The sequence below is a fragment of the Actinoplanes sp. NPDC000266 genome (assembly GCF_042899005.1).
Classification (GTDB): domain Bacteria; phylum Actinomycetota; class Actinomycetes; order Mycobacteriales; family Micromonosporaceae; genus Actinoplanes.
In genome coordinates this window covers 79407-92510 of sequence record NZ_JBIAZI010000011.1, presented here as the reverse complement: position 1 = coordinate 92510, position 13104 = coordinate 79407, and the positions used below count along the sequence as shown (strand labels likewise).

Genomic DNA, 13104 nt, shown 5'->3' with positions numbered 1-13104 from the left:
TCCGTGGTCATAATTCTCGGATGCTGATCGCGTCGTCTTCGTGACGAGTCCCGACGACGACCTGCGCCGGGCGCTGGCCGACCAGGCGCGGCTCGAGGCGCTCCGGCATACCGGGCTCGGCGCGGCCGCCGACGAGGCGTTCGACCGGTTCGCCGAGATCGTCCGCCAGGCGCTGCGCGTGCCGGTCGCGCTGGTGTCGCTGGTCAGCGACGACCGGCAGGTCTTCCCGGGCGCCTGCGGGCTGGGCCATCCGTGGCAGGAGGAGCGGCAGACCCCGCTGTCCCACTCGTTCTGCCAGCACGTGGTCGCCACCCGGGAGCCGCTGGTGGTCGTCGACGCCCGCGCCGACGACCGCGTGCGCGACAGCCTCGCCATCGACGACCTGGACGTGGTCGGCTACGCGGGAATGCCGCTGACCGACGCCGACGGGCGCGTGCTCGGCTCCCTCTGCGCGATCGACCACCAGCCCCGGCAGTGGACCGGGGCCGAGCTGTCGCTGCTGGCCGACCTGGCCGCGGCCTGCTCCGACACTCTGCGGGCGCGGATCGCCCGGTTCGCGGCCGAACTGGTCGCCGGCCGGACCCGGCTGCTGTTGCACGCCAGCGCGGCCCTGGCCGACGCCGACAGCGTCGACAAGGTGGTCGACGCGGTGCGGGAGCTGGTGACGGGCACGCTCGACCCGGTGTACGTCGGTGTCTCCCTGCTCGGGGAGGGCGAGCAGGTGGCCCTGCCGTCGAAGAGGCTGCTGCCCCCGGCGCAGGCCGAACGGTGGGCGCGTTACCCGGCCGGGACCAGGACCCCGTCGGCGCTGGCCGCGCGGACCGGCCGGCCGGTGCTGTTGCCCGATCTGGCGGCGGTCGCCGCCACGGCGCCGGACGCGCTGAGCACCTTCGAGGAGCTGGGGTGGCAGTCGGCGGCCAGCGTGCCGCTGCGGGGACCCACCGGACCGGCCGGCGCGCTGACGTTCGTGTGGAAGCAGCCGTACGTGCTGGACCCGGGCGAGCAGGCGATCCTGACCGCGTTGTCCGGTTTCGTGGTGCAGGCGCTGACCCGCGCCAACGTTCTGGCGGACCGGCGCACGGCCGCCGCGGTGATGCAGAAGGCGCTGCTCAGCCCGCTGCCCCACCACCCGAAGCTGCGGATGGCGGCCCGTTACGCCCCGGCGCACCGCGAGGACCACGTCGGCGGCGACTGGTACGACGCGCTGACCCTGGACGGTGACCGGGTCGTGCTGGTCATGGGCGACGTCACCGGGCACAGCGTGACCGCGGCCGCGGCGATGAGCCAATACCGCAGCATGCTGCGCACGCTCGTCATCGACCGGCACGAGCCACCGTCGGCCGTGCTGCGCCGGCTGGAGCACACCCGCCGGTCGGTGGGCCTGGAGAACCTGGCCACGGTGCTGCTGGCCTACCTCGAGCCGGACGACGCCGGCGGATATCAGATGACCTGGGCCAACGCCGGGCACCCGGCGCCCGTCATGCTGCGGCCGGACGGGCGGGTCGTCTCCCTGGGCGCGCACGACCCGCTGATCGGCGCGGTGCGCCGCATCTCCCGCCGCAACCAGACCCAGCACCTACCACCCGGCACGGTCGTCATGCTGCACACCGACGGCCTGGTCGAAAGCCGTACGGCCACGATCGACGCCGGCCTGGCCCGGGTCCAGCGCCTGCTGTCCGAACACGCCACCGACGACATCGAGCTGCTGGCCGATCGCCTGCTGAGGCAGGCCGGCGCCGCGTCCCGCGACGACGACGTGGCGCTGCTGCTGGTCGCCACGCCTCACGCCTTCACGGTGGGGGCGAGCTCCCAGGTGCTGGGCTCCTGAGCGTCCGCGCACAGGGGACAGAGGCGGGTCACGCCGTGGCGGTCGCAGTATTCGTTGGTCTTCTTGAAGGACACCACGCCGGCCAGGAAACCGACCAGCAGGGCGGCGGCGACTGCGATAACGAGGATCATGGGACTCTCCTCCGCGCTTTTTCCTCACACGTCGCGGGGTGGCGGGGCGGTTCATAGGATCAACGGCATGGATTTCGGTGTCGGTTACTTCCCCACCCACGACGGCGTTCGGCCCGGTGAGATCGCTCGGCGGGTCGAGGAGCGCGGGCACGCCGCGCTCTACTTCGCGGAGCACACGCACATCCCGGCGAGCCGTGAGACGGCCTGGCCCGGTGGTGACGTGCTGCCGCAGAAGTACTCACACACGTACGACCTCTTCGTCGCCCTGACGGCCGCGGCCGAGGCGACCAGCCGGCTGCGGATCGGCGCCGGGGTGTGCCTGGTCATCGAGCGTGATCCGATCACCACGGCCAAGGAGGTGGCCAGCGTCGACCATCTCAGCGGCGGGCGGCTCGACTTCGGGGTGGGCATCGGCTGGAACCGCGAGGAGATGCGCAACCACGGCACCGATCCGCGGACGCGGGTGCGGCTGTTCGGCGAGCGGATCAAGGCGATGAAGGAGATCTGGACGCAGGAGGAGGCGAGCTTCCACGGCGAGTTCGTCAACTTCGACCGGATCTGGTCGTGGCCCAAGCCCGCGCAGAAGCCGAACCCGCCGGTGCTCATCGGCGGTGGCGGCGAGAGCGTGGTCGATCGGGTGCTGGAGTACGGCGACGGCTGGTTCCCGCAGTGGCGCGACGACAACATCGCGGCGAGGGTGGCCGAGCTGCGCGCGCGGGCCGACCGCTACCTGCAGATCCAGATGCTGAGCGTTCCGGCCGATCCGAAGGCCCTGGAGAAGTGCGCCGAGGCCGGGATCGAGCGGGCGTCGGTGTGGCTGCCGTCGGGCCCGTGGAGTGTGGTCGAGCCGGCCCTGGAGAAGTGGGAGAAGGCGATCGGCGAGCTGGTCGGGCGGTGACCCCGGCCGAGCGTTTCGCCGCGCAGCCGGTGGCCCGCCTGGCCACGGTGGGCGCGGACGGGGCGCCGCATCTCGTGCCGATCGTGTTCGCCCTGGTCGGCAACGTGATCATCTCCGCCGTGGACGCCAAGCCGAAACGGAGCCGGGCTTTGAAGCGGCTGGCCAACATCGCCGCCGAGCCGCGGGTCACCGTCCTGGCCGACCATTACGACAGCGATTGGCAAAACCTTTGGTGGGTACGGGCGGACGGCGTGGCCCGGGTCCGCGAGGACGCACCCGCCGGATTCCGTGAGCTGATCGCCAAGTACCCGCAGTACAGGCACGTTGCGCCGGCCGGTCCATATATCGAAATAACAGTGAAAAAGTGGACAAATTGGGTAGGTCGCGATGGCGGCGCGTGACGGCGGCGGGGCGAGGGCGGCGGCGGGGCGACGGCGGTGGCGGCGGGACAGCGGCGGTGGCGGTGGGGCACTGGAGGCGGGGCGACGGCGGTGGCGGTGGGCACTGGCGGCGGGACGGTGGCGGTGGGTAGTGGGTCAGTGGGGGATGCCGCTTGCTACGGCTCGTAGCTTGTCGGGGTTGGCGACGTTGTGGATGGCGGTTATGCGGCCCTCGCCGTCGAACTCGAACGTCACGGTGGAGATGACGCGGCCGGCTCCGGTGAAGAGCATGCCGGGGCCGCCGTTGATCTCGGTCAGGGCGACGCTCATCTCGGCCGGCGTGACCCCCTCGTACGCCCGCTGGCCCACCGCCGCGAACCAGGCCGCCACCTTTTCGGCGCCGATGACCGGGCGCAGGGCCTGACGGACCTTGCCGCCGCCGTCGGTCCACAGGGTGACGTCCGGGGCCAGCACCTCCATCAGCGTGTTGATGTCGCCGCCGGTCGCGGCCGACAGGAAACGGTCGGTGACGTCGCGCTGCCGGTCCTTGTCGGCCGCGAAGCGGGGCCGCCGCGCCTGAACGTGTTCGCGGGCCCGGTGCGCCGCCTGGCGTACCGCCGCCTCGGAACGCTCCACCGCCGTCGCGATCTCCGGATAGCTGAAGTCGAAGACCTCGCGCAGCACGAACACCGCCCGCTCCAGCGGGCTCAGCGACTCGAGCACCACCAGCATCGCCATCGACACCGAGTCGGCGTCGGCCGTCTCCGCCGTGGTCAGGATCGGCTCCGGGAGCCACGGGCCCACGTACGTCTCACGCTGCCTCCGGGTCGAGCGCAGCTGGTCCATCGCCACGTTCGAGACGATGCGCGTCAGGTACGCCTTGGGGTCGGTGACCCCCGAACGGTCCGCGGCCGACCACTTCAGCCAGGCGTCCTGCACCGCGTCCTCGGCGTCGGAGGCCGAGCCGAGGATGCGGTAGGCGACCGCGAACAGCAGGTTGCGGTAGTCGTCGAAGGCGGTGGTCACCGGGTGTACCGCCCGCCGTACGTCCAGAACGACGCCGATCGTGGCATGCGCAGCATGCGGCGGAAGGTGGGCCAGGGGCTCGCGGTCACGGTCTCCTTGTACCGGACGGCGGCCCGCCCGGCCAGGTATATACGGCGGGGGCTGTCGTCGGGGCGGGTGAACTGGACGACCGCGTCGCCCCGGCCGAGGCTGACCGGCATGTGGAAGTAGCCGAACCGGAACCGCTCCGGCTGCTTGCCGTCGAGCTCGCGGAGGATCGACAGGGCCGCGTGCACGCCGGTCGGCATGCCGCCCTGGCAGGTGCCGTGCATGACGCCGTACCGCTGCTCGATGTGGGCGGCATCGCCGACGGCGTAGACGTGCGGGTGGGAGACCGAGCGCAGGCTCTCGTCGGTGACGATGCGCCCGTGGTCGTCGACCGTGAAGCCGGCCTCGGCGGCCAGGGGAGAAGCATGCACCCCGGCCGTCCACAGGGTGTAGTCCGAGGGCAGCGTCGAACCGTCGTCCAGGACCACCGCGCCGGGCAGCACCTTCTCGACCGTGACGCCGCTCAGAACCCGTACTCCCAATCGGGTCAAAGCGGCCGTGAGGTGCGCACGGGCCTTGACCGACATCGAAGCCCCCGGGATTTCGCGGCCGACCAGGGTGACCGGCACGCCGGGGTGAGCCTCGGCGATCTCGGTCGCCGCTTCGACTCCGGTGAGGCCGCTGCCGCAGACCACCACCGATCCGGCGAGGTGTTTCGCCAGCGCTTGCGTCTCGGTCCAGCTGTTGAGGGTGTACGTGTGGTCGGGCGCGACGACCGCGGAGCCGAGCGCGAAGACGAGCCGGTCGTAGGGGAGCGGCTCACCGTCGACGTAGGCGGCGCCGTCACGCAGCTCGGTCACCCGGCCCCGGACGAACCGGACGCGGGTGTCCTTCAGCAGCTCGGGGATGCTCAGGTCGGCGGTCGTCCGGCCGGCCGCGGTCATGTGCAGCCGCAGGCGTTCGGTGAACCGCTCCTCGGCGTTGACCAGGGTGATCGTCACGTCGTCGCGGTGGCGCAGGCGCCCCGCCAGGTTGCTCGTCGCGGCCATGCCGGCGTATCCGGCGCCCAGAATCAAGATGTTCATGCCCGCGAGACGTAAGCAGCCCCCGCGGTTGTGACATCTAATCGCCGGAGAGATCTCGCCGGATGCTCCAGACTGCTCCGGCCATGGCCAGGACGGTCCAGAGGGTGAACTTGAGCAGGCCCTCCGGCTTGCCGCTGGCCGCGTCGAGGAACGACGTGAACGGCCACGGGTCCTTGAGCTGGCCGAGCAGGCCCTCGACGAAGGTGATGAAGCTGATGTAACCGACGAAGAGCCAGAGCGGGCGGCGTACGAGGGTCGCGTTGGCCACGCCGAACAGGGCGATCATCGGGACGGCGATCAGGGTGCCGGTGAACTGCTTCATCTCCTGGCCGCCGATGAAGGAGAAGCCGCTGATCACGGCAAGCGCCACCGCGATCAGCACGGCGGACACGCACTGGCCGGCCAGCACGGTCAGCCGCCGGGGCCGGCCGAGGAAGAGCAGCACGGCGGTGCGGTGCTGATAGTGGGCCGAGGTGGTGACCACGGCGATGCCGAAGGCGCCGAGACCGGCGAACAGCGACCAGAAGTCGGCGCTGAGGAAGCCGAACACCATGGCCAGGGCGATCGTGCCGGCCAGCGAGACCCAGCTCGACCGGATGGAGAGCGTCCGGTAGAGCTCGCTGCGGATCACGGCGATCACGCGGCGCTCCCGGCCAGTTGGAAGAAGAGCTGTTCCAGCGTCGGGGTGTCGACGGTGAGCTCGTAGATCGGCTGCCGGGCCTCGTACGCGACCTCGCCGGCGTCCTCCGGCGTCAGCCCCGTCACGAACAGCACGTGGCCATCGGTGGTCACACCGGCCCCGGCCTGCTCGAAGGCGGCCCACAGGGCGTGCGGATCACGGCCCCGGACGCGGAGCCGCAGCGCCTGCCGGCCGGTCAGCGCTTCGAGGGGCTCGGCCAGGCGGACCCGGCCGTCCGCGATGATCACCACGTCGTCGACCAGCTGCTCCAGCTCGCCGAGCAGGTGGCTGGAGATGAGCACGGTGCCGCCGGCCTCGGCGTGGCCGCGCAGCAGCCCGCGCAGCCAGGCCATGCCGGACGGGTCGAGGCCGTTGGCGGGCTCGTCGAGCACGAGAACCGGCGGCGCGCCCAGCATGGCGGTGGCCACGGCCAGGCGCTGCCGCATGCCCAGTGAATAGTCGCCGGTCCGTTTGCTCCCGGCGTCGGCCAGGCCGACGTACTCCAGAAGCTCGTCGACCCGATCGGAGCCGGCGCCGCAGAGGAAGGCCTGGGTGCGCAGATGGCCGCGCCCGGTCTGGCCGGGATGGCTGAGGCCCTGTTCGAGGACCGCGCCGACCTGGCGCAACGGCTGGTCGAGGTCGCGGTAGCGGCGGCCGTTGACCAGGGCCTGGCCCGAGGTGGCGCGGCTCAGGCCGAGCAGCACGCGCAGGGTGGTGGTCTTGCCCGACCCGTTCATCCCGAGGAATCCGGTGACCCGGCCCGGCGAGGCGGTGAACGTGACGTCCTTGACGGCGTCGACGCCGCCGTAGGTCTTCGTCAATTCCCGGATCTCGATCATCGACGGGATTATTCACGCCCGGGTCAAGTGAGTACGCGGACTCATCCGCCCGGAGCCGGCCGCGACAAGGATCGACGTCATGACCTACCCCTGCGCGATCTGCGGAAACACGGCCTCGGAGGCGACCGGCTGCCCGGCTTGCGGGCGCGGCCCGGATCGCGACGCGATCGAGGTGGTCCGGGCGGATGCCGAGATCACCGAGCTGATCAAGCGGCTGGGCTCGGCCCGGCTGGTCGTCACGGAGATCGAGGCGGCGCTCAACGGGGTGTGGGCGCGGCGGAACGCGGCCGCGGCCCGAGTGCGGTCTCAGGCTCCGGCGCCGGCCAATGCTCCGCGTTTTGCGCAGAATGTCCTTTTCCTGTTGGGTGGGCTGCTGCTCGCGGTGGCCGCTGTCGTGTTCACGGCCGTGGCCTGGGCTCAGTTCGGCGTCGGCGGACGGGCCGTGGTGCTCGCCGGGTTCACCGGGGTGGCGCTCGTGGTGCCGCCGCTGGTGAAGCGGCGCGGCCTGACGGCCACGGCCGAGACTTTCGCCGCGGTGGGCCTTCTGCTGACGCTGCTTGACGGGTACGCCGCCTGGCACGTCAACCTGTTCGGCGTCGCCGACGGTTCGGCCTGGGGATACGCGGCCGCCGTCTGCGCCGTCACCGGGGCCGTGGCGGCCGGGTACGAGCACTTCACCGGGCTGGTCGCCCCGCGCTACGCCGCCCTGCTGGTGGCGCAGCCGGTGCTGCCGCTGCTGGTGGCGATCGCCGGGCCCGGCCTGACCGGGTGGGCCTTCACGTTCGTGGGGGTGGCCGCGCTCGACGTGGCGGTGCTGGCGACCGGGCGCATGCGCGTGGCCTCGGCGGTGACGGGCGGGGTGGCCGTGATGGTGGCGGCCGGGTGCGCGCTGATCGGCCTGGTCTCGGACGAGCCGATGGGGCCGGCGGCGGCGCTGATCGCCGCGGCCCTCGTCGTGGTCGCGGGGGCGAATGTCGCGCGGCAGCGGATCGCGCGGACCATCGCGCCGGCCCTGTTCGTGGTGGCGTTCGTGGTCGCGGCCGGGCGGGTCGCCGCGGTGCTGAGCCCGGCCGGCTGGCTGATCGACGTCGCCGCGGTGGTGCTGGTGGTGGCTCTGCCGTCGTGGCGGCTGCTCGGGGCTCGGATCGGGGCCTCCTCGGCGGTCGGTGTGCTGGGTGTCGCCGTCCTGGTGGTGACCGTGGATCAGATCTCGATGGCGAGGGCCGACTGGTCGGCTCCGGTGGCGCTGGCGCTGCTCGGGGCGGCCACGGTCGTTCTCGTTCCGGCCGCCTGGCGCCGGCCGGTCGCGCTGTTGGGGGCGTACACCGTGATCGTCAATGCGGCGATCATGGCGCTGGCCCAGGCGGATGTGCGCGTCCTGGAGGCGTACACCCTGACCACCGCAAGCGTCGCTCTGCTGGCCGGAATCCTCATCCGCCGGGCGCGCCCGGCGGCAGGGAGCTGGACCACCTACGGCCCTGCCCTGGTGGTGGCCTTGCTGCCGAGCCTGATCTCGATCCTCGGCGGTGACGGGCAGCACCTGCGACGGCTGCTGCTCGGCCTCGGCGCGCTGGGAATCGTGCTGGCCGGCGCACGGGCCGGACTGCGGGCGCCGGTGCTGCTCGGCGGCGGCGTCCTGGCCCTGGTCGCGCTGCACGAGCTGGCGCCGGTGTGGGACCTGGTCCCGCGGTGGATCCCGCTCGCCGCGGCTGGGCTGCTGCTGGTGATGCTGGCGATGACGCTGGAGCGCCGGCGGCGTGACCTGGACCGGCTCCGCGCCACCCTGCACCGGTTTTCGTAAAGCGGCGCCGCCCACGGCCGATCTAGGGGCCTGTCGTTCCCTAGATCGGAGGCACGGATGTCCGCCGCGCGCATGCAGATGTGCTTCGCCGCGTGGGTGGCTGCCCTGACGGTGGTCTTCTACGCGTTGCCGGAGTACAGCATGTACTCGTGGGCAGCGATCGGGCTCTCCGGGGCGGCGGCCGTACTGGTCGGCATCCGGCTGCACAAGCCGTCACGGAAGCTGCCCTGGTATCTGCTCTCGGCCGTGGTCGCCTGCTTCACCCTGGGCGACACCACCTACAACGTGCTCACCGACTACCTCGGGTACGCCAACCCGTTCCCGTCGCTGGCCGACCTGTTCTACCTGATCATCTACCCGATGCTCGCGGTCGCCCTGCTGATCTTCATCCGGGCCCGGTCGGGCACCGACAACCGGGCCGCGCTGCTCGACGCGCTCGTGCCCACGGCCGGTCTCGGCCTGCTCTCCTGGGTCTTCCTGATCGCGCCGTACGTCCACGACACCGGCCTGACCCTGCCCGACAAGCTCGTCTCGATCGCCTATCCGCTCGGTGACGTGCTGGCCCTGGCCATGTTCGCCCGGCTGCTCACCGGCGGCGGCCGCAAGCCGGCCGCGCTGACCATCCTGGTCGTCGGCGTCTCCAGCCTGCTGGTCACCGACGTCATCTACGGCCTGCGCCAGCTCGCCGACAACTGGGAGGTCGGCGGCCCGGTCGACTTCGGCTGGATCCTGTTCTACACCGCGATCGCGCTGTCGTCGCTGCACCCGTCGATGCGGGACCTGACCGCCACCGGCGAGCGGGTCACGCAGACCATAGTCGGCGGGCGCCGGATCGCGGCCATGGTGGCCGCGGCCCTCATCGCCCCGGCCGTCCTGCTGATCGAGGACCTCGGCGGCGACGTCACCGACGCCCCGATGATCGCCACCGCCAGCGCGCTGATGTTCCTCGCGGTGATGCTGCGGGTGTCCGGTCTCATGCAGACCCAGCGGATCAACGCCGCCCGGGAGCGCACGCTGCGCATCACCGGCGCCGACCTGGTCGCGGCGAGCAGCGAGGCCGAGGCGTACGAGGCCCTGAAGAAGGCGCTCGGCGCGATCGTGCCGGCCGGGCAGCCGTGGGCCGAGTTCGTGCTCTCCGTCGACGCCAAGCCGGGCAACACGACCGGTCTGGTCGGCACCCGCCGCGTCCTGATCGCCGACGAGCCGGCCCTGGTCGGCCACGCGTTCGCGGACTTCACCTGGGCGCTGTGCGCCGAGGCGATCGCCTCGCCCCGCAAGCCGGGTGAGCCGCGCCGGCACCGCCGGCTCTACCTGGCCGCCGACGACGAGGTGCTGACCGCGCTCGAGCCCGCCTTCGTGGCCTTGATGACCCAGGGCACGATGGCCATCGAGCGGATCAACCTGACCGCCGAGGTGAACCGGCGCAGCAGCGAGGACTACTTCCGCGCGCTGATCCAGAGCGCCTCCGACGTGATCATGATCGTCGGCGACGACGAGGTGATCCGCTACGCCAGCCCGTCGGCGCTGCCCGTCTTCGGCCACACCGACATGGTCGGCATGCCGCTGCGCCGGCTCATCGCCGCCACCGACCACGCCGAGCTGACCAGCCTGCTCGACCAGGTGCGCTCCGGCACCGGCTTCCGCGACGGCGTCGACCTGACCGCGATCAGCGGCGACGACCTGCTCCTGCAGGTCGAGTGCACCTGCCGCGACCTGCGCGACGACCCGGCCGTGGCCGGGCTCGTGGTCACCATAAGAGACGTCACGGAGCGCCGGCGCCTCGAGAACGACCTGGCCCACCAGGCGTACCACGACGCGCTGACCGGGCTGGCCAACCGCGCGCTGTTCCAGAACCGGCTCGAGCACGCGGCGCACTTCGCCGACGGGCGCCGGCACGAGGTGGCGGTCCTGTTCATCGACCTCGACGACTTCAAGGAGGTCAACGACACGCTCGGGCACGCCGCCGGCGACCAGTTGCTGACCACGGTCGGCGAGCGCATCTCGGCCGTGGTGGGCCCGCTGAGCACGGTGGCCCGCACCGGCGGCGACGAGTTCGCCGTGCTGCTGGAGCAGGTCGACGCGCAGGCCGACGCCGAGCAGATCGCGGGACGGATCGTGGCCGCCCTGTCCGAGCCGATCGAGGTCACCGACGCCACCGGGGCCACGCACCTGGTGCGCGGCGCGGCCAGCGTCGGCGTCGCGACCAGCGCCGAGGCGGCCGGGATCACCGAGCTGCTGCGCCGGGCCGACGTGGCCATGTACGGCGCGAAGACCGAGGGCAAGAACACGTGGCAGCGCTACGAGGACGAGATGCACGAGGCGATGCTGCGCCGCCTCGAGATGCGCTCGGCCCTCAACGAAGCGGTGCCCGGCGACCAGATGCGGCTGCGCTTCCAGCCCATCGTCGACCTGCCGACGGGCGAGACGATCGGCCTCGAGGCGCTGGTGCGCTGGCAGCACCCGGCCCGCGGCCTGCTCGGCCCGAACGAGTTCATCGAGCTGTCCGAGGAGAACGGCGCGGTGGTCGCGATCGGTGGCTGGGTGCTGCGGGAGGCGCTGCGCACGTTCGCCGAGTGGCGGCGTTCGGAGGCCGGCACTCTCATGCGGTACGTCAGCGTGAACGTGTCGGCCCGCCAGTTCCGTACGCCCGGGTTCGTCGACCAGGTGCGCGCGGTGCTCGCCGAGACCGGCTCGGATCCCCGCTGGCTCCTGCTGGAGATCACCGAGAGCCTGGTGCTGCACGACGCCGACCAGGTGTGGCGCGACCTCGGCGAGCTGCGCGCCATGGGCGTCCGGATCGCGATCGACGACTTCGGCACGGGTTACTCGTCGCTGAGCTACCTGAGCCAGATGCCGGTCGACGTCCTGAAGATCGACAAGTCCTTCATCGACGACATCCTGCACAGCAAGCAACAGATGGCGCTCGTGGAAACGATCGTCAACCTGGCCCGCACGCTCGACCTGGCGGTCGTGGCCGAGGGCATCGAGCTGGAGGAGCACCGCGCGGCCCTGGTCGCGATGGGGTGCCCGTACGGACAGGGCTACCTGTTCTCCAAGCCGGTCACATCCGAAGAGTTCCAATCGATGATTCTCACGAAGGGTCTTTCATGAGCGACGGTCTCGAGTTCGTCAAGCGCGACGGCAAGTGGGCGGACCTGGAGCGGCTGCGCAGTGGCAACCCTATGTACGACGCCACGATCGAAGAGGTGAAGGGCCGCCGCATCCGGGTCGGCGATCACTGGCTGGCCGACTTCGCGTCCTGCAACTACCTCGGCTTCGACCTCGAGCCCGAGATCATGGAGGCGATCGAGCCCGAGGTGCGCCGCTGGGGAACGCATCCGAGCTGGTCGAGGCTGCTGGGCAACCCGGCGCTCTACCCGCAGATCGAGGAGAAGCTGACGGCGCTGCTGGACGCGCCCGACACGCTGGTCCTGCCGACGATCACCCACATCCACATGTCGGTGCTGCCGATCCTGGCCGGCAAGGGCCACATCTTCCTCGACTCCCAGGCCCACAAGACCATTTACGACGGTTCGATGTACGCCCGTGGGCTGGGCGCCACGGTTTCTCGCTTCGCTTCTTCTGATGTGTCCGAATTGCGCGCTTTGCTTCGCGCGGCGCCGACCGGCGTGTCGAAGATCGTGGCGATGGACGGCGTGAACAGCATGACGGGCAACGCGCCGGACCTGGCGGCGTTCGCGGCGGTGTGCCGGGAGTACGGGGCGCTGCTGTACGTGGACGACGCGCACGGTTTCGGCGTGATCGGCGAGCGGGGCGTGAACGAGAAGTCCCCGTACGGCTTGAAGGGCAACGCGATCGTCAAGTACGCCGGCGAGACGTACGACAACATCGTGCTGGTGGGCGGTTTCTCGAAGAGCTACTCGTCGCTTCTGGCCTTCCTGGCCCTGCCGACGTGGCTGAAGAACCACCTGAAGGTGTCGGCGCCGCCCTACCTGTACTCGGGCCCGGCCCCGACGGCGTCGCTGGCGACGGTGCTGGCCGGTTTGTCGGTGAACGAGAAGCGGGGCGACGACATCCGCGCTGAGCTGTACCGCAAGACCATGAAGGTCCTGGATCACGTACGGGCCCTGGGCGTCTACACCCCGAACACGGGCAGCACGCCGGTGATCGAGCTGCCGCTGGCCGACGGCGAGGACATCGACGCGGTCGGCAAGCTGCTGTGGGACAGGGGCATCTACGTGACGCTGGCGGCGTACCCCCTGGTCCCGCGCGACCAGGTGGGCTTCCGGGCCCAGGTGACGGCGGCGAACGGCGACGACGAGCTGGACGAGTTGAACGCGGTCATCACGGAGCTTCACGCGGCGGGCAAGCTCCGCCGAGCCTGACTCTCGCTCCTCGGCCGGGCGGCTCCCTGCCGCCCGGCCTGCTCACTCTGCGTTCCCTCATCAA

Annotated in this window: 11 protein-coding genes; 6 read left to right on the top strand and 5 right to left on the bottom strand. The window is 71.3% G+C overall.

What is annotated here, in order from left to right; genetic code table 11:
- Window positions 1–40 precede the first annotated feature (40 nt).
- Window positions 41–1828: a GAF domain-containing SpoIIE family protein phosphatase gene (locus ACFY36_RS37900; RefSeq protein ID WP_499750722.1), complete on the top strand. Its 1788-nt coding sequence runs from the start codon at window positions 41–43 to the stop codon at window positions 1826–1828.
- Here the strand turns inward: ACFY36_RS37900 and ACFY36_RS37895 are convergent.
- Window positions 1783–1959, bottom strand: a complete 177-nt coding sequence (locus ACFY36_RS37895) for a hypothetical protein (RefSeq protein ID WP_499750721.1) — start codon at window positions 1957–1959, stop codon at window positions 1783–1785. The two genes, ACFY36_RS37900 and ACFY36_RS37895, sit on opposite strands and share 46 nt — an antisense overlap.
- A 67-nt stretch (window positions 1960–2026) precedes the next feature.
- Here ACFY36_RS37895 and ACFY36_RS37890 point away from each other — a divergent pair, with 67 nt between their 5' ends.
- Together ACFY36_RS37890 and ACFY36_RS37885 are read left to right on the top strand one after the other, a co-directional pair.
- Window positions 2027–2857: an LLM class F420-dependent oxidoreductase gene (locus tag ACFY36_RS37890; RefSeq protein ID WP_499750720.1), complete on the top strand. Its 831-nt coding sequence runs from the start codon at window positions 2027–2029 to the stop codon at window positions 2855–2857.
- Window positions 2854–3258 (top strand): TIGR03668 family PPOX class F420-dependent oxidoreductase, encoded by a 405-nt coding sequence (locus ACFY36_RS37885; protein ID WP_499750719.1) that lies wholly within the window; start codon window positions 2854–2856, stop codon window positions 3256–3258. Before ACFY36_RS37890 ends, ACFY36_RS37885 begins: the two co-directional genes overlap by 4 nt.
- Window positions 3259–3393: 135 nt before the next feature.
- On the opposite strand, the gene ACFY36_RS37880 is transcribed toward ACFY36_RS37885, so the two are convergent.
- From ACFY36_RS37880 to ACFY36_RS37865, 4 genes are read right to left on the bottom strand one after another with little or no spacing between them, the layout of a single operon-like run.
- Window positions 3394–4263, bottom strand: a complete 870-nt coding sequence (locus ACFY36_RS37880; protein ID WP_499750718.1) for an RNA polymerase sigma-70 factor — start codon at window positions 4261–4263, stop codon at window positions 3394–3396.
- On the bottom strand, window positions 4260–5375 hold the full coding sequence (locus ACFY36_RS37875; RefSeq protein ID WP_499750717.1) for an NAD(P)/FAD-dependent oxidoreductase: 1116 nt from the start codon (window positions 5373–5375) through the stop codon (window positions 4260–4262). The genes ACFY36_RS37880 and ACFY36_RS37875 overlap by 4 nt, the downstream gene beginning before the upstream one ends.
- 37 nt (window positions 5376–5412) lie before the next feature.
- Window positions 5413–6015, bottom strand: coding sequence for a hypothetical protein (locus ACFY36_RS37870; protein WP_499750716.1), 603 nt, complete (start codon window positions 6013–6015; stop codon window positions 5413–5415).
- Window positions 6012–6893 (bottom strand): ATP-binding cassette domain-containing protein, encoded by an 882-nt coding sequence (locus tag ACFY36_RS37865; RefSeq protein WP_499750715.1) that lies wholly within the window; start codon window positions 6891–6893, stop codon window positions 6012–6014. The genes ACFY36_RS37870 and ACFY36_RS37865 overlap by 4 nt, the downstream gene beginning before the upstream one ends.
- A gap of 79 nt (window positions 6894–6972) precedes the next feature.
- Between ACFY36_RS37865 and ACFY36_RS37860 the strand changes: the two genes are divergently transcribed.
- The 3 genes from ACFY36_RS37860 to ACFY36_RS37850 are packed head-to-tail and all read left to right on the top strand — an operon-like array spanning window position 6973 to window position 13040.
- Window positions 6973–8694, top strand: coding sequence for an SCO7613 C-terminal domain-containing membrane protein (locus tag ACFY36_RS37860; protein WP_499750714.1), 1722 nt, complete (start codon window positions 6973–6975; stop codon window positions 8692–8694).
- A gap of 57 nt (window positions 8695–8751) precedes the next feature.
- Window positions 8752–11805 (top strand): putative bifunctional diguanylate cyclase/phosphodiesterase, encoded by a 3054-nt coding sequence (locus tag ACFY36_RS37855; protein ID WP_499750713.1) that lies wholly within the window; start codon window positions 8752–8754, stop codon window positions 11803–11805.
- The gene (locus ACFY36_RS37850; RefSeq protein ID WP_499750712.1) at window positions 11802–13040 is read left to right on the top strand and encodes an aminotransferase class I/II-fold pyridoxal phosphate-dependent enzyme; all 1239 of its coding nucleotides are present in this window, start codon (window positions 11802–11804) and stop codon (window positions 13038–13040) included. Before ACFY36_RS37855 ends, ACFY36_RS37850 begins: the two co-directional genes overlap by 4 nt.
- The last annotated feature ends 64 nt before the right edge of the window (window positions 13041–13104 follow it).

Excerpts from the sequence above, each read along its gene's own strand:
- ACFY36_RS37875 (WP_499750717.1), bottom strand. The coding sequence starts at position 5,375 with ATGAACATCTTGATTCTGGGCGCCGGATACGCCGGCATGGCCGCGACG.
- ACFY36_RS37855 (WP_499750713.1), top strand. The coding sequence starts at position 8,752 with ATGTCCGCCGCGCGCATGCAGATGTGCTTCGCCGCGTGGGTGGCTGCC.
- ACFY36_RS37865 (WP_499750715.1), bottom strand. The coding sequence starts at position 6,893 with ATGATCGAGATCCGGGAATTGACGAAGACCTACGGCGGCGTCGACGCC.
- ACFY36_RS37850 (WP_499750712.1), top strand. The coding sequence starts at position 11,802 with ATGAGCGACGGTCTCGAGTTCGTCAAGCGCGACGGCAAGTGGGCGGAC.
- ACFY36_RS37860 (WP_499750714.1), top strand. The coding sequence starts at position 6,973 with ATGACCTACCCCTGCGCGATCTGCGGAAACACGGCCTCGGAGGCGACC.
- ACFY36_RS37890 (WP_499750720.1), top strand. The coding sequence starts at position 2,027 with ATGGATTTCGGTGTCGGTTACTTCCCCACCCACGACGGCGTTCGGCCC.
- ACFY36_RS37895 (WP_499750721.1), bottom strand. The coding sequence starts at position 1,959 with ATGATCCTCGTTATCGCAGTCGCCGCCGCCCTGCTGGTCGGTTTCCTG.